Source organism: Acuticoccus sediminis, from assembly GCF_003258595.1.
GTDB lineage: Bacteria > Pseudomonadota > Alphaproteobacteria > Rhizobiales > Amorphaceae > Acuticoccus > Acuticoccus sediminis.
Genome location: NZ_QHHQ01000012.1, coordinates 13,418 through 36,582, shown reverse-complemented (window position 1 = coordinate 36,582; position 23,165 = coordinate 13,418). Strand labels below are relative to the sequence as shown.

Below are 23,165 nucleotides of genomic sequence, written 5' to 3'. Positions count from 1 at the left end.
GAGATCCGCGCGATGACCCCGCCCGGGCTGACCCTCCCGCAGATGCTGCTGCGGCAGGCCGGGACGCACCCCGACCGCGTCGCCATCCGCCAGAAGGACTTCGGCATCTGGGCGCCGACCACCTGGCGCGGCTACGCCGAGCGCGCCGAGGCGGTCGGCGCCGGGCTCGCCGCCATCGGCCTCCCGCCGGAAGGACACGTCGCCGTCCTCTCCGAGAACCGCATCGAGTGGGTGCTCTCCCAGCTCGGCGCCGCCATGCTGCGGGCGATCACCGTCGGCGTCTATCCGACCAGCCCCCACCCGGAGGTCGGCTACGTCCTGGAGCACTCCGACAGCCAGATCGTCGTCTGCGAGGACCAGGAGCAGGTCGACAAGGTGCTCGAGGAGCGCCACCGCCTGCCGGCGCTGAAGCGCATCGTGGTGGTCGAGACCAAGGGGATGCGCGCCTACCCGGCCGACCTCGTGATCGCCTTCGACGCGCTCGAGGAGATGGGGCGGGCCCACCTCGCCGCCGACCCCGCCATGCTCCGGGCCGGGCTGGAGCGGCAGAGCCTCGATGACGTCGCCCTGATGATCTACACCTCCGGCTCCACCGGACGGCCCAAGGGCGCGATGCTCACCTATCGCAACCTGCGCGCCCAGGCGATCGCGGCGACCGGCGTGCTGGGGCTGACCGCCGCCGACACGCACCTCTCCTACCTGCCGCTCTGCCACGTCGCCGAGCAGATCGTCACCACCATGGCGCCCATCTACGTCGGCTCGCAGGTGAACTTCGGCGAATCCCTGCGCACCGTGCAGGAGGACCTGCGCGAGCTCGCCCCCACCATCTTCCTCGGCGTGCCGCGCATCTGGGAGAAGCTGCACGCCGCGATCCACATCCGCATGGTCGAGGCCGGCGGGATCCGCAAGCGCCTCTACGACGCCGCGCTCGCCGCCTGCGCCTCCTTCGCGACCGTCCCGCGCGAACGGCGGACGGCCGGCCAGAGGCTCACCGCCGCGCTCTGGTACGTCCTCGTCTTCCGCGGCCTGCTGCAGTCGATCGGCCTCTCGCGCGCCCGCATCGCCATGACCGGCGCGGCCCCCATCTCGCCGCGCATCGTCGCCTACTTCCGCACCATCGGCGTGCCGCTCGTCGAGGTCTACGGCGCCACCGAGACCTCCGGCATCGTCCTCGGCCAGCGGCGCGGGACGCTCCTCGCCGGCTCCGTCGGCGTGCCGATCGAGAACGCCGCGGTGCGCCTCGGCGAGGACGGCGAGATCCTCGTGAAGGGCGAGGTCGTCTTCGCCGGATACTACAGGAACGAGGCCGCGACGGCCGCCGCCGTCCGCGACGGCTGGCTCCACACCGGCGACGTCGCCCGCGTCGAGGATGGCCAGTACCTCATCGTCGACCGCCTCAAGGACATCATGATCACCGCCGGCGGCAAGAACCTCGCCCCGTCCGAGATCGAGAACGCCATGAAGGCGAGCCCCTACATCAAGGAATGCGTCGTCATCGGCGAGAAGCGCAGGTTCGTCGCCGCCCTCATCCAGCTCGACTTCGACACCGTCGCCCAGTGGGCCGAGGAGCAGCGCCTCGCCTACACCACCTTCCGGAGCCTTGCCGAGATGCCGGCCGTGCGCGACCTCATCGCCGCCGAGGTGGACGCGGCCAACGCCGCGATGGCCCCCGTCGCCCGGGTGCGCCGCTTCCACCTCCTCGCCAAGGAGCTCGACCACGACGACAACGAGGTGACCGCCACCATGAAGGTCCGCCGCGCCAACATCACCGAGAAGTACGCCGAGGAGATCGAGCGGCTGTACCGGGCCGCCTGAGGCGCTCCGGCCGGGCGGGTCCGGCCGGGAGGTCAGCCGCGGCGCGCGGGCTCCAGCGTCTCGGCGTGGAGGACCGTCGAGGCGCTGTCGAGGAGGCGCACCGTCATGACGCCCGTCGCCCCCTCGATCTCCACCTCGCCGAAGAACTGGAGGCCCATCGAGGGCGGCAGGTTCACCCCCTGGTCCGGGCCGGGGGCCTTCACGAACCTCGCCTCCGGGCCGAACGTCATGTCGAGCGCGTTGGGGCCGAAGGTGCCGGCGTGGATCGGCCCGGAGACGAACTCCCAGAACGGCTCGAAGTCCTGGAAGGCGGCGCGGTCGGGCGAATAGTGGTGCGCGGCCGTGTAGTGCACGTCCGCCGTCAGCCACACCACGTTGTCGATCCCGCCCCGCCGGATGAACGACAGGAGCCCGGCGAACTCCAGCTCGCGCCCCTTCGGCGCCCCGTCCTCGCCGTTCGCGACCGCCTCGACCCCCGCCTTCGCCCGCCAGTCGTCCCACACCACGAGGCCGATCGGCATGTCGCACGCGATCACCTTCCAGGTGGCGGTGGAGGCCGCCAGCGCCCGCTTCAGCCACGCGAGCTGCGCCGCGCCGAGGATGCGCGCCTCCGGCGTCGGCGCGGTCTCCAGCGACGGCCCGTTCGGACCGCGATAGCTGCGCAGGTCGAGGAAGAAGACGTCGAGGAGCGGGCCGTGGCGGATCACGCGGTAGATCCGCCCCGGCGCTCCCGGCGTGCGGCGGATCGGCGTCATCTCGTGGAAGGCGCGCCGCGCCCGCGCCGACAGCCGGGCGACGGACGTCTCCGTGTAGCGCCCGTCCGCCGACAGGTCCTTGCCCGGCGACCAGTTGTCGACGACCTCGTGGTCGTCCCACTGGAAGAAGGTCGGCACCGCCGCGTTGAAGGCGCGCAGGTTGGCGTCGAGCAGGTTGTAGGTCCACTGGCCGCGGAACTCGTCCAGCGTCTCGGCGACCTTCGCCTTCGCCGGCGTGACGAGGTTGCGCCAGACCGTCCCGTCGGCCAGCGCCACGGTCTCCCGCAACGGGCCGTCGGCGTAGACCGTGTCGCCGGAGTGGATGAAGAAGTCCGGCGCGCGGGCCGCCATCGCGGCGTAGGTCAGCATGCCGCCGCGGGCCTCGTCGATGCCCCAGCCCTGGCCCACGGTGTCGCCCGACCAGACGAACTTCACCGACCGGCGCGAGGCGGGCGCGGTGCGGAACCGCCCGGTGACCGGCTCGGAGACGGCGTTGACGTCCGACAGGTCCCGGGCGACGGCGCGCCAGACGATCTCCTGGTCCGCCGGCAGGCCCGTGAGGAGGCACTTCACGGCGAAGTCCGTCTCCGGCAGCGCGGCGACGGCCGGGAGCCGGACGGCGTCCGCGAAGCTCGCGGTGGTGGCCCACTCGAACTCGACCAGGGAGGGCCGGTCCGCGCGTGTCCAGGCCACCCCCGACCCGGCGTCGACGTCGCCGGACTGGACGCCGCAAGGGAGCGCCGGGCGGGCGCCGGCGCCGCGCACGAGGGCCGGCATCGCCAGCGCGCCGGAGGCGAGCGCCAGGCTCGACAGCGTCGTCCGCACCAGGACGCTGCGGCGGGTCGGTGTGGCGGGCGGAGCGGCCATCGCGGTCATCCTTCGGCGGCGGGCCGGTCGTCTCGCCGGCGCCCGCAGGGTGGCCGAAGCCGGCCTCCGGGTCATGCCCGCCGCAGCGTCTTTTCGCAGCACGCCGTCACGGCCCGGTGCGGGCCGCCCGCGGACGGGCGAGCATTCCGTGACCCCCGTCACAGCGGCCGGACCGGGAGGGGAGCACGGTCCGGCCACCCGAGGAAAGGCAAGCAGGGAGGACAGCAAGGACAGCCGGGACGGTGGATCCGGCGGCGGGCCCCGCCCCGTCTTCGACACCCACGACGTCCATGCAGGCCACGGGGACGCGGGCGGCGCGATCGGCGCGATCGCCGGCGCGCGTGAGCCCGGCGAACGGCGCCGGCGGCATCTTCGACTTCGACGGTACGGGCGTCGTGCGGCCCTCCGCCGGCGTGGCCACGGGGCCGCCCGGGCGGCCGGCCGCTCCGTGACCCCGGCCTTTCCGATCCATCCACGGCCCCGCGGCCATCCGGCACCGGGGCCTGCGGCCGCGGCGGTCCGTCCGCCGGACCCGCCGTCCCGGCCGGGCGCCCTGCGCGCTCTCCCGGCGCCGGCCGCTGCCCCTTCACCGTCTCGAGCGCCGGTCGCGAGGCGACCGCCTCCGAGGAGGAAACATCATGCAAGACAATCGCTTCGAACAGAGCCTGAACAGGGTTCGGCGGCCGCACCAGCTGGCGCTCCTCGACGTGATGGACACCGCCCATCTTGTCCAGCTCTGGTTCCTCGACCACGGCTACGCGGCCGAACCCGAGCACGTGATCGCCATGACCAGGCTGATCCTCGACCGCGAGGCGGTCCAGGGCCGGGCCGGTCAGGACAGGGCTGCTCAGGACAAGGCCGCTCAGGACAGGGCGGTTGGGGACAAGGCGGTGCGCGGCGGGTGACCGGGCGCCGTCCCCCCCCGGTCCCGCGCCGTGCCCGGGGACAGTCCCGCCCGAGGCGGGTTTCCGGCGCCGGACCGCCGCGGCCGGACTTTCCTTGGGGGCACGGCGCGGTCTATGCGTTGGCTCCAATCGGCGAGCGCCTCCCGCGGTGGGGGAGGCCGCACGACAAGCATCGCCGCGGAGGGAGGACCGATATGATCAAGTTCACGGGCGCGAAGGCGCTCATCGTTGCGCTCGGCCTGGCGGGGGCGATGTCCGTCCCGGCGGCCATTCCGGCGATGGCCCAGGGGTTCCCCGAGCGCGAGCTCCTGGGCGTCGTGATGTGGGGCGCGGGCGGGGCGACCGACACCGTCGCCCGGGCGGTGAACCCGGCGGCGGAGGCCGCGCTCGGCAAGCCCATCGTGGTGCTCAACAAGTCGGGCGGGGCAGGGGCCATCTCGACCGCCTACGTCAACGCCGCCCCGGCGGACGGCTACACCTTCCTCTACGGCGCGGAGAACCCGCAGCTCCACCCGGTGATGGGGGTCTCGCCGCTCGACTATTCGCAGTTCGTGCCGATCAACATCCTCGGCCGCGGCGTCGCGGTGATCGTGGTCCCGGCCGGCTCCGGGTACGACACCATGGAGGCGCTGCTGCAGGACATCGCGGCGCGTCCGGGCGAGGTGAAGATGGGCTCGACCGGCCCCGGCGGCCTGCCGTCGACCGTCGGCGCCCTGATCGCCAACGCGACCGACTTCGAGGTCACCGCGATCCCGTTCGACGGCGAGGGGCCGGGCCTCACCGCGATGCTGGGCGGCGAGGTGGACTTCATGCCGTCGGGCATCTCCGCCGCGGCCGAGCAGATCAAGGCCGGCAACATGAAGGCGCTCGCGGTCGTCAACACCGAGCCGGTCGGCCAGCTCCCGGACGTGCCGGCGATCACCGACGCGCTGCCGGACATGGCGGCCTACCTGCCGTGGGGGCCGTTCTACGGCGTGTTCGTGAAGAAGGGGACGCCGGACGACGTCGTCGCGACCCTCACCGAGGCGTTCGCCAAGGCCGCCGGGGACGCCTCGTTCCAGGAGCTGATGGCGAACCGCGGCAACGTGGTGATGTCGATCTCTGGCGACGAGGCGCGCAGCTTCCTCGACCAGTGGCAGCGCGTCACCGCGTACGCCCTGAAGGACACGGGCGCGGCGAAGGTCGACCCGGAGTCGCTCGGCATCCAGCGCCCCTAACGCGCGGGGCGGGGCGGTCCGTTCCACCGCCGCCCACCTTTGCCGCCGCCTTCGTCCCGGGGTTGTCAGCTGACAACCCGCCATCGAGGCGCGGCGGCCCCCGCCGGCCCCGCCGATCCGCGCCGCCGCGCGGATCGGCACCGTTCAAGGCGAGGTCCGCCGTCGCGGGCCCCGCGGCCAGCCATCGCTGAAGACCGACGGAAGCCGGAGCGTCTCCGGCCTCACGCCCTCGCAGCGCAACCGAGGCGACCATGACCGATCCCGAACACGACATCGCCGAAGGCGCCCCGCACGGGCCCCGTCCCGTGCAGCCGGGGGAGCGCTGGTTCCTGCTGGCGCTCACCGTCTTCTCGGCGCTGGCGCTCTGGCAGTCCTACGGGATCTCCGGCTTCACCTCGGCCTCGGGGCCGGGTGTCTTCCCGATGCTCGCCGCGGCGACGATGCTGGCGACGGCGCTCGGCCTCACGCTGGCGCGCCTCGCCAGGGCCGGCGCCGGTCCGCGCGGGCTGGCGGGCCTCGCCTGGATCGTGCCGCCGCGGACCGGGCTCTTCCTCGTCTTCGTGCTCGGCTTCGTGCTGCTGGTCCCGCGGCTCGGCTTCATGGTGGCGGCGGGTCTCTTCCTGTTCGCGTCGATCGCGGTGAACTGGCGCCGCGGCGTGCCGGCGTCGGCGGCCGTCACGGCGGTGGTGCTCCTCCTCGTGTGGCTGGTCTTCCGTGTCGCGTTCCAGGTGGTGCTCCCGTCCGGGACGCTCTGGACGTCCGTGTTCTGAGGCCCGGCGATGGACGTTCTGCTGCAAATCCTGGGTCCGATCCTCGATCCGTGGACGCTCGCGCTGGTCGCGGCGGGGACCTTCGCGGGCATCTACGTCGGTGCCATCCCCGGCCTCTCGGTGACGATGGCGACGTCGATCCTCATCTCCTTCACCCACGCGTGGGACGTGAACGAGGCGCTCGCCCTGATCGCCGGCGTCTACGTCGGCGGCGTCTACGGCGGCTCGCGCACGGCGATCCTCCTCAACATCCCCGGCGCGCCGTCGGCCGTCGCGACCGCGCTCGACGGCTATCCGCTCGCCCAGCGCGGCGAGGCGGGGGCCGCCATCGGCCTCACCACGGTGATGAGCGTCATCGGCGGCATGATCGGCGTCGCGGCGCTCGCCCTCTTCGCGCCGCCGATCAGCCAGTTCGCGATCCTCTTCCAGTCGCGCGACTACCTGCTGCTGGGGCTGATCGGCATCCTGCTCGTCGGCTCCCTGTCGGGCGACTTCACCCGGGGCGCCTTCGCGGGGGCGCTGGGGGTGCTCATCGGCATGGTCGGCCTCGACCCGATGACCGCGCAGGGCCGCTTCACCTTCGGCACCATCCACCTGATGGGCGGCATCCACTACGTGGTGGCGATGATCGGCTTCTTCGGCGTCGCCGAGGCGCTGATGCAGCTGCGCGACATCAACCTGCCGGCGGTGAAGCAGAACGTGTCGAGGATCGTCCCCGCATGGCGCGACGTGCGGCGCTATCTGGGGCTCGCGATCCGCTCCTCGGGCATCGGCACGCTGATCGGCGCGCTGCCGGGGACGGGCGGGGACATCGCCGCGCTGCTCGCCTACGACCAGGCCAAGCGCACCGTGAAGAACCCGGAGGTGCCGTTCGGCCAGGGGGCGAAGGAGGGCCTGGTGGCGCCCGAATCGGCCAACAACGCGGCCGTCGGCGGCGCCTTCATCCCGATGCTGACGCTCGGCATCCCGGGCGACGCGGTGACCGCGGTGATCATCGGCGCGCTCTTCATCCACGGCCTGAAGCCGGGGCCGCTCCTCATCACCGAGACGCCCGACCTCTTCCGCTTCATCGTCGGCGCGCTGGTGCTCGCGAACGCCTTCCTGCTGGTGTTCGGCCTCACCGGGGTGCGCGTCTTCGCCAAGGTGATCGAGTGCCCGAAGGCGGTGCTGGTGCCGCTCATCGTGGTGCTGTCGGCGGTCGGCGCGTACGCGATCCAGAACAACCCGGTCGACATCGTCTGGATGCTGGGCTTCGGCGTCCTCGGCTACGCGATGAAGCTCTACGGCTTCCCCGTGGCGCCGGTGATCCTGGGCGTCATCCTGGGGCCGATGATGGACGCCAACTACCGCCGCGCGATGATCGGCGCGCGGGGGGATCCGCTCGTCTTCCTGTGGGATTTCGTGTCCCACCCGATCTCGCTGGGGCTCTCGGTCGCCTTCGTGGCGATGCTCGCGCTGCAGCTCAGGGGCCCGCGCAAGGCCGCGTAGGACCGTTCACCGCACCGCGCTCCCCTCGCGCGGCGCCGACGCAATCCGGGGCGGGAGCCTGATCGCCGGAGCCGCCGTCGCGCCCCCTGAAAGGCAGTGTCCGGGAGCCGGTGCAAGGGGCCGGAGGCCGGCGAAGCCGCTTGCCCTTGCGCCGGCTCCCGGACGCTGCCAGGGGGCAAGCGCGACGGCGGTTCCGGCGGTCGGGCGGGACTTGATCGCTGGTGGGACCCGAGCCCGCCGGAGGCTCCGGCGGTCCCGATCAGGTGTCCCTGGAACGGCCGGTCAGCCTTCCGGGGACCCGGCGAGGCGGGCGAGGACGACGTCGAGCGACTGCGTCCAGTGCGGCATGGCGATGCCGTAGCGCTCGGCGAGGCGCGTGCCGTCGAGGCGGGAGTTGGCCGGGCGCGTCGCCGGGGTCGGGTAGTCGGCGGTGGTGATCGCCTTCACCGTCGGCGGCTCGGGGAGGCTGGCGACGATCGCGCGGGCGAAGTCGCACCAGGTGGTGTCGCCGCGGCCGGCGACGTGGACGATCTCGCCGCCGTCCGGCCAGGCCGCGCTCTGGCGGGCGAGGGCGAGGAGGGCGTCGGCGATGTCGAGGGCGCTCGTCGGGTTGCCGTGCTGGTCGGCGACGACCGTCAGGGTGTCCCGCTCGGCGCCCACGCGCAGCATGGTCTTCACGAAGTTCTTGCCGAACGGGGAGTAGACCCAGGCGGTGCGGGCGACGAGGGTCCTGCCGCCGGCGGCGCGCACGGCGGCCTCGCCCTCCGCCTTGGTGCGCCCGTAGGCGCTCTGCGGCGCGATGGGGTCGTCCTCGCGGTAGGGCCGGTCGAGCGTCCCGTCGAACACGTAGTCGGTGGAGATGTGGATGAGCGGCACGCCGTCGGCCGCGCAGCGCTCGGCGAGGCGGCCCGGACCGGTCGCGTTGAGGGCGCGGGCGGCGTCCTCGTCGCTCTCGGCGGCGTCGACGGCGGTGTAGGCGGCGGCGTTGACGACGACGTCGGGCGTCGCCGCGTCGAACGCGCGGGCGAGGGTGTCGGGCGCCGCGAGGTCGATCTCGGGGCGGCCGAGGGCCGTCACCGTGTCCCCGTCGGCCCGCTCCACCAGCGCGCGTGCGACCTGCCCGGAATGGCCGATGACGAGAACCTTCATGGCGTGCCTAGAAGCTGACGGGACCGAGGTCCTTGAGGAGGGGGAGCACCTTGTCCTTCTCGGAGAGCAGGATCTCTGCCTCCGGGCCCCAGTCGATCCCGAGCTCGGGGTCGTCGTAGCGGATGCCCCGCTCGCTGGCGCGGTCGTAGAAGCCGTCCACCTTGTAGCAGACCTCGGTGTCCGGAACGAGGGTTCGGAAGCCGTGCGCGAAGCCGCGCGGGACGAGGAGCTGCGCGCCGTTCTCGGCGGAGAGCTCGGCCGAGACCCACTGGCCGTAGGTGGGCGAGCCCTCGCGGATGTCGACCGCGACGTCGATGATCGCGCCGACGACGACCCGCACCAGCTTGGCCTGGGCGTAGGGGGCCACCTGCAGGTGGAGGCCGCGCACCGTGCCCGCCTTGCGCGACAGGCTCTGGTTGTCCTGCACGAAGTCGAGCGTGATGCCGTTCTTTTCGAGGGTGCGGGCGTTCCAGGTCTCCTGGAACCATCCCCGGTCGTCTTCGAAGCGCTTCGGCTGAAGGAGGATGACGTCCGAAATTCTGAGCGGGGTGCAGTCCACGGGAAGCCCTTCGTACGTGCCTGGTCCCGCTATAGAGCAACGCGCCAGCGGGGTAAACGCATTCACGGTCAGGACTTTGCCGCCACACGAGCGGCGTCTCCGGGGGGCCGCGCCGCCCGTCCCCGGGGGCCGGCGGGGACTTGACGGGAGCAATTGTTTCGATAGATCTAGAAATATGGAAAAGTCACAGGCCATCACCGCCCTGTCCGCCCTCGCCCAGGAGTCGCGGCTCGACATCTACCGCCTCCTCGTCGAGGTCGGGCCGGACGGACTCGCCGTCGGCCAGATCGGCGAGCGGCTCGGCGGCATGGCCTCCGCCACCCTCTCCTTCCACCTGACGCAGCTGCGCCAGGCCGGCCTCGTCAGCGTCCGCCGCGACGGACGGTCGATGATCTACGCCGCCCGCTACGAGGCCATGAACGGCCTCGTCGCCTACCTCACCGAGAACTGCTGCCGGGAAAGCGGCGCCGCCTGCGACGTCGCCGCCCCCCGTTGCGACACCGTCTTCACCCCCTCCTGAGCGGGATCCCGATCCTATGAAGCGCCTCCACGTCCACGTGTCCGTGACGGACCTCGACCCCTCCATCCGCTTCTACTCGACCCTCTTCGCGGCCGAGCCGACCGTCGTGAAGAGCGACTACGCCAAGTGGATGCTCGACGACCCGCGCGTGAACTTCGCCATCTCCGCCCGCGGGCGGGAGGGCGGGGTCGAGCACCTCGGCATCCAGGTCGAGACCAGGGCGGAGCTCGCCGACGTCTACGCCCGCCTGGAAGAGGCCGGCCGGCCGGTCCTGGAGGAGGGCGAGACCGTGTGCTGCTACGCCCGCTCGGAGAAGGCCTGGGTCGCCGACCCGCAGGGCGTCTCCTGGGAGACCTTCCTCACCAGCGGCGAGAGCGTCGACTACGGCGACAGCGTCGACCTCGGCCCGATCCGCCACCCCGCCGACGCCGCCGACCCGGCCGGGCCGCGGAGCGGAGGCTGCTGCGGCCCCGCGCCCGCCGTCCCGGAGCCGGCCTGCTGCGGCCCCGCCCGGGAGGCGGCGTGCTGCGGGACGGGAGCCGCGTCGTGAGCGTCACGATCTACCACAACCCCGCCTGCGGGACCTCCCGCAACGTCCTCGCGATGATCCGCAACAGCGGCGAGACGCCCGAGGTGATCGAGTACCTGAAGACCCCGCCGAGCCGGGAGACCCTCGTCGACCTCGTCGCCCGCACGGGCCTTCCCGTGCGCGACGTCATCCGCCGCAAGGGCACCCCCTACGACGAGCTCGGCCTCGACGACCCGAGCCTCTCCGACGACGCGCTGATCGACGCGATGATCGCCCACCCGATCCTCATCAACCGGCCGATCGTGGTGACGCCCCTCGGCGTCAGGCTGTGCCGCCCGTCCGAGACGGTGCTCGAGATCCTGCCGGCGCCGCAGCAGGGCGCCTTCGCCAAGGAAGACGGCGAGACGGTCGTGGACGCCGCCGGGCGCCCGGTGAAGCCGTGAGCAGCGACATCGCCGGCGGCGGCGTCGCTGCCCCGTCCCCGGCTCCCGGCCCCGCCGCGACGGCGCCCCGGGAGGGCGCCCGGCTGGGGGTCTTCGAACGCTATCTCACCCTGTGGGTGGCGCTCTGCATCGTCGCCGGCATCGTCCTCGGCCGGCAGGCGCCGGGCCTGTTCGAGGCGGTCGGCAACGCGACCCTCGCCGAGGTCAACATCCCCGTCGCGGTCCTCGTGTGGCTGATGATCGTGCCGATGCTCCTGAAGATCGACCCCGCCGCGCTCGGCGAGGTCGGCCGGCACTGGCGCGGCATCCTCGCCACCGTCGGCGTCAACTGGCTCGTCAAGCCGTTCTCGATGGCGCTGCTGGGCTGGCTCTTCGTCGGCGTCATCTTCCGCCCCTTCCTGCCGGCCGACCAGATCGACTTCTACATGGCCGGCCTCATCCTGCTGGCGGCCGCGCCCTGCACCGCGATGGTCTTCGTCTGGTCCGGCCTCGTCGACGGCGAGCCGCACTTCACCCTGAGCCAGGTCGCCCTCAACGACGTCATCATGGTGTTCGCCTTCGCGCCCATCGTCGGCCTGCTCCTCGGCCTGTCGGCGATCGTCGTGCCGTGGGACACGCTGGTGCTGTCGGTCGTCCTCTACATCGTCGTGCCGGTGGTGGCGGCCCAGCTCTGGCGCCGCGCGATCCTGGCGCACGGCGGCGCCGCGGCGCTCGCCTCCACCCTGCGGCGGCTCGGCCCGCTCTCGCTCGCCGCCCTGCTCCTGACCCTCGTCATCCTGTTCGGCCTGCAGGGCCGGGCGATCCTGGAGCAGCCGGCCGTCATCCTGATGCTCGCCGTGCCGATCCTGGTGCAGGTCTACTTCAACGCCGGCCTCGCCTACTGGCTGAACCGCCGCCTCGGCGTCGCCTGGTGCGTCGCCGGACCCTCGGCGCTGATCGGCGCCAGCAACTTCTTCGAGCTCGCCGTGGCAACGGCCATCGCCCTCTTCGGCTTCCAGTCGGGCGCCGCCCTCGCGACCGTCGTCGGCGTCCTGGTGGAGGTGCCGGTGATGCTCTCGGTCGCCGCCATCGTGCGCCGCTCGCGCGGCTGGTACGAGCGCGGCGCGGCGCACCGGGCGGCGGCGTAGCTTCCCCCGGGACGACGGCGCAGACGAGGGCGCGGACGAGGGCGCCGGCCCTCCCCGGGACCGCCGGAGCCTCCGGCGGGCTCGGGTCCCACCAGCGATCAAGTCCCGCCTGACCGCCGGAACCGCCGTCGCGCTTGCCCCCTGGCGGTGTCCGGGACCCGGCGCAAGGGCAAGCGGCTTCGCCGGCCTCCGGCCCCTTGCACCGGCTCCCGGACACCGCCGTTCAGGGGGCGCGACGGCGGCTCCGGCGATCAGGCTCCCGCCCCGGATTGCGTCGGCGCCGCGCGAGGAGCGCCGGGGAAGGGGAGCGCTCTGCGCGGGCGAATCCCGCCGGGCGTCCGCCTCTCGGCGGCATGGGGCAGGCGGACCTTATATCGCGGCCCGAACCCGGCGTCCGGCCGGGCGAATGCCCCTGTTGCGGAGGGATTGGGGCGACCGGAAGGCCATCCGCGGCCCGGCCCGGATCGGAATAGGCCCGGAATCGGCAGGACCTTCGCTTACTTCACAACCTTGTGAAACGAATTTATTCTTGAGCTGTGCGAGAAATAGGCCACCCCCTCCAAGGTATTTCCTCCCGGATCCCGAGTCGAGAATATGTCTTTCCTCCTCCGGCGACCGGGAAAACCGGTCTTCCCCAGGCCGGGTACAAGCGATCGTGAACTGTACTGCTCGATCCCGCCGGAAATTCACTGGAGGCAAGGTCTTTCTTATGACATAGCCCCGGGCGCACCGCGCGCCGTTCGGCGATCCGGCCGGTCGATCCCTCCGGTCTTGCCGATCCGACCGGCGGAACGACGGCGCCCGCCCGGACCGGAGCCGCGCTCCGGAACCGGCGGCGAGTGCGTTGATTTTGTGACGAAGCTATTGCTGGAGAGACCCTGATGGCCCTCGCGCCCCGCCTGAACGACCGTGGAGGGAGAGCCTCCGCCAACGAGGGCAACATCATCGATCAGGGCGTCGTCTGGGAAGCCTTCACCCGCCAGGCGCCCAAGATGCTCGTCTCGCGCATGCAAGACCACATCGTCGAAACCTCCGACGGCGCCCTCCACATGGCGATCAACCTCGGCCCCGAGCGCGGCCTGACGCTCTTCACCAGCATCGACAACGGCGCCTCCTGGGACGTCACCGGCCACTTCGACGACTTCCACACCCTCGGCTCGTCCGACCTGCGCCTCGTCGAAGGCGAGGACGAGCTGATGATCGTCTACACCAACGACACCAACGGCATCACCACCGCCACCCTCGACTACGACGAGGCCGACGCGAGCTGGACGGTCGAGGACACCTCCGTCGTCGTCGCCCGCGGCATCGACGCCGAGACCACCAACCCGACGATCATCGAAGGCGGCCAGGGCCGCACCCTCGTCGCCTACAACGTGTCGGGCGAGGACGGCGTGCGCGGCGTCATCGCCATCGAGACCGAGGACGGGCACTGGCTGAAGATCGACGGCTTCGACCCGACCGTCACCGCCGGCGCCCTCCGCGTGCTGCCGACCGAGGACGGCTTCGGCGGCATCTACGCCAACGAGAACGAACTCTTCTGGGTCACCTTCGAGGACGGCGCCTGGGTCTACGAGAAGATCGCCGACCAGGGCCCGCTCGGCATCTACGCCACCCACTTCTCGACCACGACCGTCGGCAACGACATCTTCCTCGTCACCGTGTCGGACGACAACCGGATCCAGTTCCTGCACTACGATGCCGAAACCAAGGCCTGGACCGACGCGGCGACCCCGTCTCTCGCCCTGTCGGACAAGGCGACGTCGGTGCAGATGAGCGCCGACTCGCACGGCAACATCTACATCACCTACGACGACTACGACGACGGCACGCTGGTCGTCCTCAAGAGCGAGGACGAAGGCACGACCTGGGAGCAGGAAGCCGTCCTCGACGTGCCGGGCTTCTTCGAGCTCGCCCCGGTCCGCTGGTTCGAGACGCCGGAGCATTTCGACGACGAGCTCTACGTCGCCTACCAGTTCTACTTCCCCTTCCTCGACGGCTTCAAAGGCCCGAACGGCCTCTATTATTTCGTCGTCGACACCGACCCCGACTCCGAGTCCGCAGCGCCCGCCCGCACCGCCGCGGCCGGCTCCGAAATCCACGCCCTCGCCGATGCCCACGCCGTGCCCGAGGACCTGTCGCTCCTCTAAAAGCGTGGCGCGCACGACCGGGCGTCCGCGAGAGCGGCGGCGCAGGCGGCGGGCCGCCGTCGACACGACCCACGAGAGCCGGAGCCTTCGATGACCCTGTTCCCGCGCGAGCGCTCCGGCACGGCGCTCTTCGGCGCCGAGACCCCGCCCGGCCACGGCGAAGATCCCTCGGGCGGCGATCCCCCAGGCGGCGACCCCTGGAGCGGTAGCCGGGCGGGCGCGGGCCCGGTGATCGATCAGGGTCCGGTGCGCCAGGCCTGGACGTTCAACGCCCCCAAGCTGATCGTCTCGCGCATGCAGGACCACGTGGTCGAAACCTCCGACGGCCACCTGCACGCCCTCGTCAACCTCGGCGGACGGCGCGGCCTCACGCTGCTGTCGAGCGAGGACGCCGGCCAGAGCTGGCAGCGCGCCGGAGAGATCCCCGACACCGCCGATTCCTCCGCCGACATCCGCCTCGTGGACGGGGAGGACCGCCTCCTGGTGGTGACCGCGACGGGCGAGGGCAGCGTGATCTACGCCGCCTACGACTACGACCCGGCCGACGGGAGCTGGAGCCTTGCCGTCACCTCCGAGGTGACGGGCGGCGTCGACGACGCCAGCACCAACCCGACGATCGTCATGGACGACGGCGGGCGGCTCGCCGTCGCCTGCAACGTCGAGACCCCGGACGGGCTCGCCCTGGTGCTCGCCTGGTCGGACGACGGCCTGACCTGGACCCGGGCCGAGCCCCTCGTCGACCCGGACGTGGCGGCAGGCTCCTTCCGCGTCCTGTCGACGCCGGACGGGATCGGCGTCCTCGCCGCCACCGCCGACGCCTTCACCTTCCTCGCCTACGACGCCGGCACCGGCGAATGGACCTCCGAGCCGGTGAGCGGCACCGGCGCGGCCGGCCGCTTCGCCAGCCACTTCAGCACGACCACCCTCGGCGAGGACATCGTCCTGGCGAGCGTCGGCGAGGACGAGGTGGTGCGCGTCGTGCTCTACGACGGCGGGACCGGGACCTGGGGTGCGCCCGCGGCGCCCCTCGGCGACCTCGCGGCCACGAACGTGCAGATCAGCGCCGGGGCCGACGGCAGCCTCCACCTGGTCGCCGACGACCACGACAGCCCGGGCCGCCTCGTCGTCTACGAGAGCGAGGACGGCGGCGCCAGCTGGAGCGAGGAGGCCGTGCTGCAGGTGCCCTGCCTCCTGCGCACCGAGCCGCTCCCGTTCGAGATCCCCGACCTGCCCCTCGTGCGCTTCGAGGCGCCCGAGCACTTCGACGACGAGCTGGTGGTGCTGACGCAGGTGAACGTCCCCGGCGTCTACGGCGTCAGCGGGCTCTATTCCTTCGTGATCGACACGGTGAGCGACACGGTCGAGGACGTCGCCCTGCTGTGAGGGCGCCTGCCCCGGTCGGCGGGTCGGCCGGTTCCCTGTCCGCAGGCGCTTCGGGGGGCGCTCCGGGGCGGGGAGGGCGTTGACAAGGCCGCGGTCGTGCGCGCCCTCGGCAGCGAAGACACCAGCGCGCCGTCCGCTCCGGACGGCGCGCTGCAACAGGGAGGCGCCCATGCGGATCGTCGATATTTCCAACGCCCTCGAAGCCGGGATCGCCAGCGACCCGCCGATGATGCTGCCCGGGATCGAGTACGTCTCCCACAGAGAGAGCGTCGGCCAGATGGCCTCCGCCTTCCCCGGCCTCACCGCCGACGACCTGCCCGGCGGCGAAGGCTGGGCCGTCGAGCGCCTCACCGTCTCCACCCACAACGGCACCCACCTCGACGCGCCCTATCACCACCACTCCACCATGAACGGCGGCGAGCGGGCGATCACCATCGACGAGGTGCCGCTCGAGTGGTGCTTCGCCCCGGCGGTGAAGCTCGACCTGCGCCACTACGCCGACGGCCACGTGGTCACGGCGGCCGAAATCGAGGCCGAGCTCGCCGCCATCGGCCACACCCTCGCCCCCCTCGAGATCGTCCTCGTCAACACCGCCGCGGGCGCCCGGTACGGCGGGCCGGACTACCTCGCCTCCGGCTGCGGCGTCGGCCGCGAGGCGACCGAGTGGCTCCTCTCCAGAGGCGTGCGCGTCACCGGCACCGACGCCTGGTCGTGGGACGCGCCCTTCGTCCACACCGCCAGGCGATGGGCCGAGACGCACGATCCCTCGATCATCTGGGAAGGGCACCGGGCGTCGATGACGACCGGCTACTGCCACATGGAAAAGCTCGCCAACCTCGAGACGCTGCCGGCGAGCGGCTTCAGGGTCGCCTGCTTCCCCTTCAAGATCAAAGGCGCCTCCGCCGGCTTCACCCGCGCCGTCGCCATCTTCGAGGACTAGGCGCCGGGTCCGGAAGGCCGGAGCCTCCGGCGGGCTCGGGTCCCACCAGCGATCAAGTCCCGCCTGACCGCCGGAACCACCGTCGCGCTTGCCCCCTGGCAGCGTCCGGGACCCGGCGCAAGGGCAAGCGGCTTCGCCGGCCTCCGGCCCCTTGCACCGGGCCCCGGACACTGCCTTTCAGGGGGCGCGACGGCGGCTCCGGCGATCAGGCTCCCGCCCCGGATCATGCGGGCGCCGCGCGAGGGGAGCGCGGTGCGCCGTTCGGGCATCGCCGCAGCTCAGGCCGCGGCCTCGACCGTGAGACCCTTCAGGACGAAGCGGCCCATGTGCGAGTTGGCGGCCCGCAGCTCGATCGCGATCCTCGGCGTCGTCGCGCCGACCTCGACGGTCACCGCGCCCGGATCGTTGATCCGCTGCACCACCTTGTCGTTCACCACGATGTGGACCTCCGGCTCCACCGCCGCGAAGTCGAACGCGATCCGGTAGGGCCCGGACCGGCCGACGTCGACGACCGTCGCCAGCTGGCCCGTGTACGGGCAGCCGTTGCGCGCGAAGGCGAGGCCCTCCGGCGCCGCCTCGACCTCCGCCGTCTCGGCGGCGACCCAGGCCGTCGCCGGGTCCGCGCCCACCTGGCGCGCCATGAGGTCGGCGGCGAAGCGCTCCTGCCGGGGCGCCGGGGCTGCCGGGGCCGGACCGGAGGCGGGGGCCGGCTCGCCCGCCGCCGGGACCGCCGGCGCGCCGGGGGACGGAGGAGCCAGAGGGGCGAGGCCTTCGTCCGGCAGGACGCTCGGCTCGGCGCGCCGCTCCACCACCAGGTGGCGCAGCCCGATCCGCCGCCGCGGCGTGCCGACATAATGGACCGAGCCGGAGGCGTCCTCGCGCAGCACCACCTGCGTGATGACCGGGCCGACCGCCTCCAGCTCCTCCAGCGACAGCCAGATCCGCCGCACCGCGCCGTCGGCGGCGAGCCCGGCGCTCGGGGTCACCGGCACGGCACGCGAGTCGCGCGTCACCGAGAGGACCTCGTCCTCCACCAGATCGAACACCGCCGCCGCGAGGGGGCGGTTGCCGGGGTCGGCGAGCGCCAGGGTGACGTAGCGCGTGGTGAGCGGCTGCACCTCGACGCTCACCGTCAGCGGCGTGTCGGCCTCGATCCGCACCCCGGCGCTGTGGACGCGCTTGTCCGCCGCCTCCGCCTCGGCGAACGGCACGAACCCGTCCTCCGCCGCGCCGGCGGCGACGAGGCTCGCGAGCGTCCAGCCGTCGGTGTCCGGGTCGCGCACCGCCTTCAGTGTCGTCTCCGGGCTCAGCGGCAGGGCCTGCGCCGGCTCCGCCGGGGCGGCGGCCCCGATCTCGGCCGGCGGAAGGCGCCCGGTGTCGGGCATCGTCAGGGCGGCGGCGAAGGCCGCCTTCAGCGCCGCGGCGCCCGCGCCGCGCACGGCGACCACGTCCGCCGGGACACTCGGCGTCGCCGGCCAGACGGGGCCGAGCGTCGCCCGCCAGAGCGCCGCGGCCCCGCTGCCGTCCGGGCGGCGCTCCACCAGCGCGACGGTGAAGCCGAGCCGCTCCAGCTCCTCGCCGAGGTGGGCGGCGACGCGGCCCGGCCGGTCGAACGCCGGGCGGGCGACGCCCAGCACGACACCCGCGCGAGGCGCCCGCGCCAGCGCCCGCCAGAGCGCCGGGGCCATCCCCTCGTCGAAGCTCTCCAGAAGGATGAGCGCGGTCTCGGGGCCGGCGGCGTCGAGCGCCCCGGCCGTCGCCGCGGTGAGCGGGGCGATCCGCGCGTCCGGCTCCAGCGGCCGCGCGTCGACCACCTGCCACGCCCCGCCCGCGCCCGCCCGCGCGGCGGCGTAGACGTAGGGGTCGGCCACGATCAGGGTGCCCGAAAGGCCCGCTGAAAGGTCCGTCTCCGGGTCCGGGGGTACCCCGAACCCGTCGGTCCGCAGGCCGCTCCAGAGCGTGCGCGAGGCCGCCGGCGCGAGCGCCAGGGTATTGAAAAGGCGGCCATAGTCGATCCCGGCGCCGCGCTGCGCGGTGACGAGGGGGAGGGCGCCCGCGTCGATCGCCTCGACGTGGGCCGCCTCGCTCCGCCGCCACGCCGCCCCCTTCGCCAGCGGCGCCGCCGCGAGGATCCGGTCCGCGAGGCCCGACCAGGAGTGCGCCGCGAGGCACGTCTCGACCCCGTGGCCGAAGGCGAGCCGGCCGGCACGCCCGGCGCGGGCGAGCCGGGCCGCCGCCTCGGCGAGCGTGCGCGGGACCGGCGCGTCGACCACCATGCCGCCGTGGTGGTCGGCGACGAACGCGGCGAGCCACGTGCCCGAGCACGTCGCGACCGGCGTTCCGGCATAGAGGCAGGCGGCGGCGAGGTCGGTCGGGCGGTCGGCGAAGCCGGGCGGCAGCAGCGGGAGGACGACGGCGTCCGCCGCCGCGAGGGCGTCGACGAACGCCCCGCCGGAGAGGCCCGGCGGCAGCACCTCGAACGGGCCGAGCGCGTCCTTGAGCGCCCACGACCCGGCCGCCGCCAGCGGGTCGGTGCCGAAGACGAGGCTGAGCGGCTCGCCCGTGAAGAGGACGCGCAGCGCCGCGCCGATCCCGGCCGACAGCGCAGCCCCTTCCGCCGCGCGCGCCGCCGGCAGGAGGATGCGAAGCGGCGTCCCGCCCGCCGGACGGGCCAGCGGCGCGGCCGCCCTCTCTCGCGCCTCGGCGTCGGCGAAGAACGGGGAGGGACGCGGGGCGACGGAAAGGGCGATGCCGGTCCGCGCCACGAGCGCGTCGCGCTGGTGGACGGTCGGGACCGTCGCCTGCACCGCGTCGTTCGCGGCGAGGGCGTAAAGTGCCGCGGCGTGCCGGACGGTGAAGTCGGTCGCCCGGATCTCCTCCGTCCTCAGGCTCGAGAGGTGGACGAGGACGCGCATCGCCGGCCGCCCCTCGGCGAGCCGCGCGAGGATCGCGAGGTGGGCGAGGCTGCCCTCGTCGAGGGTGACGAGGAGCGGGCCCGGCGCCCCGGCGAGCGCGCGGTCGACGGTGCGGGCGAACTCGGCCGCGACGCGGGCCGTCAGGACGGGGAGCGCCGCGGGATCGCGCTCGGCCGCGGTGCCGAGGGTGCGGCAGGAGAGGGAGAGGGCCGGGTCGATGTCGAGCTCCGGCGCCGCGTCGGGCCGCATGTGCTGGCTCGCCGCCACGCGGTGGCGGACGCCGCGCGCGGCGAGCTCGGCCGCCAGCCGGACCTCGGCGGCGAAGGCGCGGCCGGCGGCGTCGACGAGCCCCGGGGCGAGGGAGAGGACCGTGACCGGCCCGTCCGGGTCGGCGAGCGGCGCCGCGGCGCGGGGCTCGGCGGCGCCCCGGCGCAGCAGCGCCGGCCGGTCCGAGGCGGTGAGCGCGGCGATGGCGACGCCCCGCGCCTCGGCCGCGGCGGCGATCCCCTCGAGCGCGGCGTCCGCCCCATCGGCGTCGCCGGGGTGGAGGCGGGCGGCGCAGTGGGCGGGATGGGCGGCGCTCAGGCTCGCCGCGAGCGCCCGCGGCACGGCGAGGCCGTCCCAGCCCGACACGGTGACGCTCTCATAAAGAGCGGCGGCGAACGCCAGCATGAAGCCGAGCGCGTCGTCCGGCGCGTCCGCCTCGAGCGGCAGGCCGATCACCCGGCCATGGTGCGCCGGCGCGATGGCAGCGAGGTGGGCCGGCAGGTCCCGCAGCGGCACGACGAGGGTGAAGTCGTGCGCCTCGAGCGCGGCGTCGAGGGCCGCGCGCACGCGCACCGCCGCGGCGGACGGGCCGACGTGGAGGGCGCTGTCCCCCGCGCAGACGATCCGCGGGGCGAGGGCGGCGAAGCGCTCCGGCTCGACGGCGAGCGCGCCGGCGGCGACGACGTCGCCCTCCCGGAGGTCGAAGTGGCGGAGCTGGGCGGCCGACGCGCCGGCGCCGACGAGATGGGCCACGCTCGCGCCGATGCGCCCGGCGAGGGCCGCGCGCTTCGCCTCGCTCTCGGCCGCGAGGGTCCCGGCGGCGCCGGACAGGGCGAGGGTCATGGCCGCGAGGCGCGCGGTGTCGTCCGGCGTCACCTCCGGGTCGGCGAGCACGAGGGCGGTGCCGGGGGCGGCCGCCCGCAGCGCCTCGAGGGTGGCGAAGGGGCCCGTCCCGGCGCGCGGGACCTGCCATATATATAATGTGTCGGCGGCGCCGATGAGGCTCGTCCAGGCCGCCTCGTCCATGCCCCTCGCCGGGTAGACGGTGAGCCTGTCGCCGAGCGCGTCGGACGAGGCCGGCAGGGCCAGCGACGACGGCGGCGCGAGGCCCGAGAGCTGCAGCGGGCCGAGGGTCGAGGCGACCGACACCGCCTCGACCCGCGCCAGGACCGGGGCGAGGTGGGCGGCGAGGCGGGGGATGACGTCCCTGGCGTCGTCCGCGCTGGTCAGGGCCGGGTAGAGCGCCACGGTGGCCATAGGTGCCTTTCTTCAGCTCCGGGCGGTCGTCACGGCAAGCTCGGGAGCGCCCCTCCCCCTCAGCCCGGCCACGGTCGGCCGGGGCCTCCCGCGATAGTCTGGCGATGCGGACAAGATCAACAGCCTTGCGGGCGCGGGTCGCGGGCGCGCGGGCTGCACGGACGGACGGGCGGCGGCTACGCGGCGGCCGCCTTCATCCGCTTGGCGATCTTGGCGATGGTGGCGCGCGAGCAGCCGGTCGCGTGCTGGACCTGGCTCCAGGACGCGCCGCGGCGCAGCATCTCGGCGATGGCGGTGTTGCGCTTCACGTTCTCCGGGCGGCCCTTGTAGCGCCCCTCCGCCTTGGCGCGCGCCTGGCCCTGGGCCTGGCGGCGGCGGCGGTCCTCGTAGTCCTTGCGGGCGACGGCGGCGAGGACGTCGAGCATCATCTGGTTGATGGCGGCGAACATGCGGGCGGTGAAGTCGTCGGGCCGCGTCTCGAGCTGGCTCCAGCTCGTCGGCAGGTCGAGCGCGACGACGCGGATCTGCCGCCGGTCGATCTCCGCGCGCAGGGACTGCCAGTCGGCCGAGGTGAGGCGGGAGAGGCGGTCGACCTGCTCGATGAGGAGGACGTCGCCGGCCCTGGCGTCGCGCAGCAGGCGGAAGAGCTCCGGCCGGGCGAGCGTCGCCCCGCTCTCGTTCTCGACGTAGGAGGAGGTGATGTGGAGGCCGTGCTCGGCGGCGAAGGCCTCGAGCTCGGCGCGGGCGCGCTCGGCGTTCTGGTCCTCGGTGGAGGCGCGGAGGTAGGCGCGGACGACCATCAGGGTCTCACGGGGCCTTTCGGTTCGCTTTGCATGGTTCACTGTAAGATGGTTCGCTTTGAACCGTCAAGGCCTGTTTTGTGAACCACCCGGCAGATGGTTTCCGAAAGGCATACCCAAAACAAACCGGACGGGTGGCGCCTCGATTTCCATCGATGATTGCTGCTCCTGCGGACCAACCCCATGGGTTGAAATACCCGCTCGCGACGGCGTGGCCGGGCGGCGAGGGGTCACTCGACGATGTCGTCGGCGCGGGCGAGGACCGCCTGGGGCAGGACGAGGCCGAGGCGGCGGGCGGCGCCGAGGTTGACGAGGAGCTCGAAGCGGGTCGGCTGCTCGACGGGGATCGTCGCCGGATCGGCTCCGCGCAGGATGCGGTCGACGATCGAGGCGACGCGCGCCTGCACCTCGGGCAGCGAGATGCCGAAGGCCATCAGCCCGCCCGCGGCCACGTACTCCGGCCGGCCGTAGATGGCCGGCAGGCGGTGCGCCTCGGCGAGGGCGACGAGCATGGCGCGGTTGCCCGTCATCACCGGCGCGGTGTCGACGATGAGCCCCTCGGCGCCGGCCGAGGCGAGCTGCGCGAACGCGGCCTCGAAATCCTTCGAGCGCGTCGCCCCGACGGCGACCACCTCGACGCCGAGCCCGTCCGCGTTCGCCCGGAGCCAGGCGAGGTCGTCGGCGCTGGAGCGGCTCGCCGGATCGTGCAGGAAGCCGACCCGGGCCATGCTGGGCACGAGGTCCTTCAGGATCTCGACCCGCTTGCCGGTGTTCTCGGGGCCGAGCGAGAGGCTGACGCCGGTGACGTTGCCGCCCGGGCGGGCGAGGCTCTCGACGAAGCCGGCGCCGAGGATGTCGGCGGCGGTGGTGACGATGGGGATCGTCCGCGTCCCGGCCATCGCCGCCTCGGTCACGATCGTGCCGGGCGCGCGGATCACGTCGACGTCGGCCGCGACGAGGGCGGCGACAAGGTCCGGCAGGCGCTCGGGATGCTCGTCGGCGTAGAGGGCGTGGATCTCGAGGTCGACGCCCTCGCGGTAGCCGAGGGCCGCAAGGCCGTTGACGAGCCCCTCGCGCGGGGAATCGTCGGTCCCCCGCCGCCCCTGCCACAGGAAGCCGACGCGGTGGACGCGGCCGGGCTGGGCGCGGGCCGGCCCGGCGGCGATCAGCAAGGCCAGCAGCTTCAGGACGTCACGCCGCAGCATCCGACCCCCCAGAGCCCTCCGGCTGTCCCAGCCGCCCCCGCCCGATGCGGCATCATCCGCCGATCCCGGGATCCTGGCAACTCGCGCCCGTCGGCGCGTGCGCG

The 23,165-nt window shown here is 73.5% G+C and carries 18 protein-coding genes; 12 read left to right on the top strand and 6 right to left on the bottom strand.

Annotated features, from left to right (window positions below):
* The first annotated feature begins 12 nt into the window (after positions 1-12).
* Complete coding sequence (locus DLJ53_RS31980) at positions 13-1,815, top strand: AMP-dependent synthetase/ligase (protein ID WP_111352391.1); 1,803 nt, start codon at positions 13-15, stop codon at positions 1,813-1,815.
* 32 nt (positions 1,816-1,847) lie between these two features.
* Here DLJ53_RS31980 and DLJ53_RS31975 read toward each other — a convergent pair whose 3' ends face one another.
* Positions 1,848-3,437: an alkaline phosphatase D family protein gene (locus DLJ53_RS31975; protein WP_162409771.1), complete on the bottom strand. Its 1,590-nt coding sequence runs from the start codon at positions 3,435-3,437 to the stop codon at positions 1,848-1,850.
* Positions 3,438-4,075: 638 nt separating this feature from the next.
* Here DLJ53_RS31975 and DLJ53_RS31970 point away from each other — a divergent pair.
* The 4 genes from DLJ53_RS31970 (at position 4,076) to DLJ53_RS31955 (ending at position 7,817) form a co-directional block, all read left to right on the top strand.
* Positions 4,076-4,342: a hypothetical protein gene (locus DLJ53_RS31970; protein WP_111352390.1), complete on the top strand. Its 267-nt coding sequence runs from the start codon at positions 4,076-4,078 to the stop codon at positions 4,340-4,342.
* Between the two features lie 194 nt (positions 4,343-4,536).
* A complete protein-coding gene (locus tag DLJ53_RS31965; protein ID WP_111352389.1) occupies positions 4,537-5,559 on the top strand; it encodes a tripartite tricarboxylate transporter substrate binding protein in 1,023 nt (340 codons plus the stop codon).
* Positions 5,560-5,810: 251 nt separating this feature from the next.
* A complete protein-coding gene (locus DLJ53_RS31960) occupies positions 5,811-6,329 on the top strand; it encodes a tripartite tricarboxylate transporter TctB family protein (protein WP_111352388.1) in 519 nt (172 codons plus the stop codon).
* A 9-nt stretch (positions 6,330-6,338) separates the two neighbouring features.
* Complete coding sequence (locus tag DLJ53_RS31955) at positions 6,339-7,817, top strand: tripartite tricarboxylate transporter permease (protein WP_111352387.1); 1,479 nt, start codon at positions 6,339-6,341, stop codon at positions 7,815-7,817.
* A 282-nt stretch (positions 7,818-8,099) separates the two neighbouring features.
* Here the strand turns inward: DLJ53_RS31955 and rfbD are convergent, their stop codons facing one another.
* Entirely contained in the window at positions 8,100-8,966 is an 867-nt protein-coding gene (gene rfbD, locus DLJ53_RS31950) for a dTDP-4-dehydrorhamnose reductase (protein WP_111352386.1), read from the bottom strand.
* Positions 8,967-8,973: 7 nt separating this feature from the next.
* Positions 8,974-9,525: a dTDP-4-dehydrorhamnose 3,5-epimerase gene (gene rfbC, locus DLJ53_RS31945; protein WP_226584379.1), complete on the bottom strand. Its 552-nt coding sequence runs from the start codon at positions 9,523-9,525 to the stop codon at positions 8,974-8,976.
* Between the two features lie 175 nt (positions 9,526-9,700).
* Between rfbC and DLJ53_RS31940 the strand changes: the two genes are divergently transcribed.
* From DLJ53_RS31940 to DLJ53_RS31910, 7 genes are all read left to right on the top strand, one after another.
* Entirely contained in the window at positions 9,701-10,045 is a 345-nt protein-coding gene (locus tag DLJ53_RS31940) for an ArsR/SmtB family transcription factor (protein ID WP_111352385.1), read from the top strand.
* A 16-nt stretch (positions 10,046-10,061) separates the two neighbouring features.
* Complete coding sequence (locus DLJ53_RS31935) at positions 10,062-10,595, top strand: ArsI/CadI family heavy metal resistance metalloenzyme (RefSeq protein ID WP_111352384.1); 534 nt, start codon at positions 10,062-10,064, stop codon at positions 10,593-10,595.
* Positions 10,592-11,017 carry an arsenate reductase (glutaredoxin) gene (arsC, locus tag DLJ53_RS31930; protein ID WP_111352447.1) on the top strand — a complete coding sequence of 142 codons (426 nt, stop codon included), beginning with the start codon at positions 10,592-10,594 and terminating at the stop codon, positions 11,015-11,017. Before DLJ53_RS31935 ends, arsC begins: the two co-directional genes overlap by 4 nt.
* A gap of 83 nt (positions 11,018-11,100) precedes the next feature.
* A complete protein-coding gene (arsB, locus tag DLJ53_RS31925) occupies positions 11,101-12,144 on the top strand; it encodes an ACR3 family arsenite efflux transporter (RefSeq protein WP_111352446.1) in 1,044 nt (347 codons plus the stop codon).
* Between the two features lie 881 nt (positions 12,145-13,025).
* Positions 13,026-14,294, top strand: a complete 1,269-nt coding sequence (locus tag DLJ53_RS31920) for a hypothetical protein (RefSeq protein ID WP_111352383.1) — start codon at positions 13,026-13,028, stop codon at positions 14,292-14,294.
* A 90-nt stretch (positions 14,295-14,384) separates the two neighbouring features.
* Positions 14,385-15,677, top strand: a complete 1,293-nt coding sequence (locus tag DLJ53_RS31915; protein ID WP_111352382.1) for a sialidase/neuraminidase family protein — start codon at positions 14,385-14,387, stop codon at positions 15,675-15,677.
* Between the two features lie 169 nt (positions 15,678-15,846).
* A complete protein-coding gene (locus DLJ53_RS31910) occupies positions 15,847-16,617 on the top strand; it encodes a cyclase family protein (protein ID WP_111352381.1) in 771 nt (256 codons plus the stop codon).
* Positions 16,618-16,895: 278 nt separating this feature from the next.
* Here the strand turns inward: DLJ53_RS31910 and DLJ53_RS31905 are convergent, their stop codons facing one another.
* The 3 genes from DLJ53_RS31905 to DLJ53_RS31895 form a co-directional block, all read right to left on the bottom strand.
* A complete protein-coding gene (locus tag DLJ53_RS31905; protein WP_111352380.1) occupies positions 16,896-21,056 on the bottom strand; it encodes a hypothetical protein in 4,161 nt (1,386 codons plus the stop codon).
* Positions 21,057-21,232: 176 nt separating this feature from the next.
* On the bottom strand, positions 21,233-21,856 hold the full coding sequence (locus tag DLJ53_RS31900) for a recombinase family protein (protein WP_111352379.1): 624 nt from the start codon (positions 21,854-21,856) through the stop codon (positions 21,233-21,235).
* Positions 21,857-22,086: 230 nt separating this feature from the next.
* Complete coding sequence (locus DLJ53_RS31895; RefSeq protein WP_111352378.1) at positions 22,087-23,061, bottom strand: ABC transporter substrate-binding protein; 975 nt, start codon at positions 23,059-23,061, stop codon at positions 22,087-22,089.
* Positions 23,062-23,165 lie beyond the last annotated feature (104 nt).

Bases quoted from the DNA above. Each gene is read 5' to 3' on its own strand.
- DLJ53_RS31955 (WP_111352387.1), top strand. From the start codon at position 6,339: ATGGACGTTCTGCTGCAAATCCTGGGTCCGATCCTCGATCCGTGGACG.
- DLJ53_RS31915 (WP_111352382.1), top strand. From the start codon at position 14,385: ATGACCCTGTTCCCGCGCGAGCGCTCCGGCACGGCGCTCTTCGGCGCC.
- DLJ53_RS31910 (WP_111352381.1), top strand. From the start codon at position 15,847: ATGCGGATCGTCGATATTTCCAACGCCCTCGAAGCCGGGATCGCCAGC.
- DLJ53_RS31965 (WP_111352389.1), top strand. From the start codon at position 4,537: ATGATCAAGTTCACGGGCGCGAAGGCGCTCATCGTTGCGCTCGGCCTG.
- DLJ53_RS31975 (WP_162409771.1), bottom strand. From the start codon at position 3,437: ATGGCCGCTCCGCCCGCCACACCGACCCGCCGCAGCGTCCTGGTGCGG.
- DLJ53_RS31900 (WP_111352379.1), bottom strand. From the start codon at position 21,856: ATGGTCGTCCGCGCCTACCTCCGCGCCTCCACCGAGGACCAGAACGCC.
- rfbD (WP_111352386.1), bottom strand. From the start codon at position 8,966: ATGAAGGTTCTCGTCATCGGCCATTCCGGGCAGGTCGCACGCGCGCTG.
- DLJ53_RS31920 (WP_111352383.1), top strand. From the start codon at position 13,026: ATGGCCCTCGCGCCCCGCCTGAACGACCGTGGAGGGAGAGCCTCCGCC.
- DLJ53_RS31970 (WP_111352390.1), top strand. From the start codon at position 4,076: ATGCAAGACAATCGCTTCGAACAGAGCCTGAACAGGGTTCGGCGGCCG.
- DLJ53_RS31960 (WP_111352388.1), top strand. From the start codon at position 5,811: ATGACCGATCCCGAACACGACATCGCCGAAGGCGCCCCGCACGGGCCC.
- DLJ53_RS31940 (WP_111352385.1), top strand. From the start codon at position 9,701: ATGGAAAAGTCACAGGCCATCACCGCCCTGTCCGCCCTCGCCCAGGAG.
- DLJ53_RS31980 (WP_111352391.1), top strand. From the start codon at position 13: ATGACCCCGCCCGGGCTGACCCTCCCGCAGATGCTGCTGCGGCAGGCC.
- DLJ53_RS31895 (WP_111352378.1), bottom strand. From the start codon at position 23,061: ATGCTGCGGCGTGACGTCCTGAAGCTGCTGGCCTTGCTGATCGCCGCC.
- DLJ53_RS31905 (WP_111352380.1), bottom strand. From the start codon at position 21,056: ATGGCCACCGTGGCGCTCTACCCGGCCCTGACCAGCGCGGACGACGCC.
- DLJ53_RS31935 (WP_111352384.1), top strand. From the start codon at position 10,062: ATGAAGCGCCTCCACGTCCACGTGTCCGTGACGGACCTCGACCCCTCC.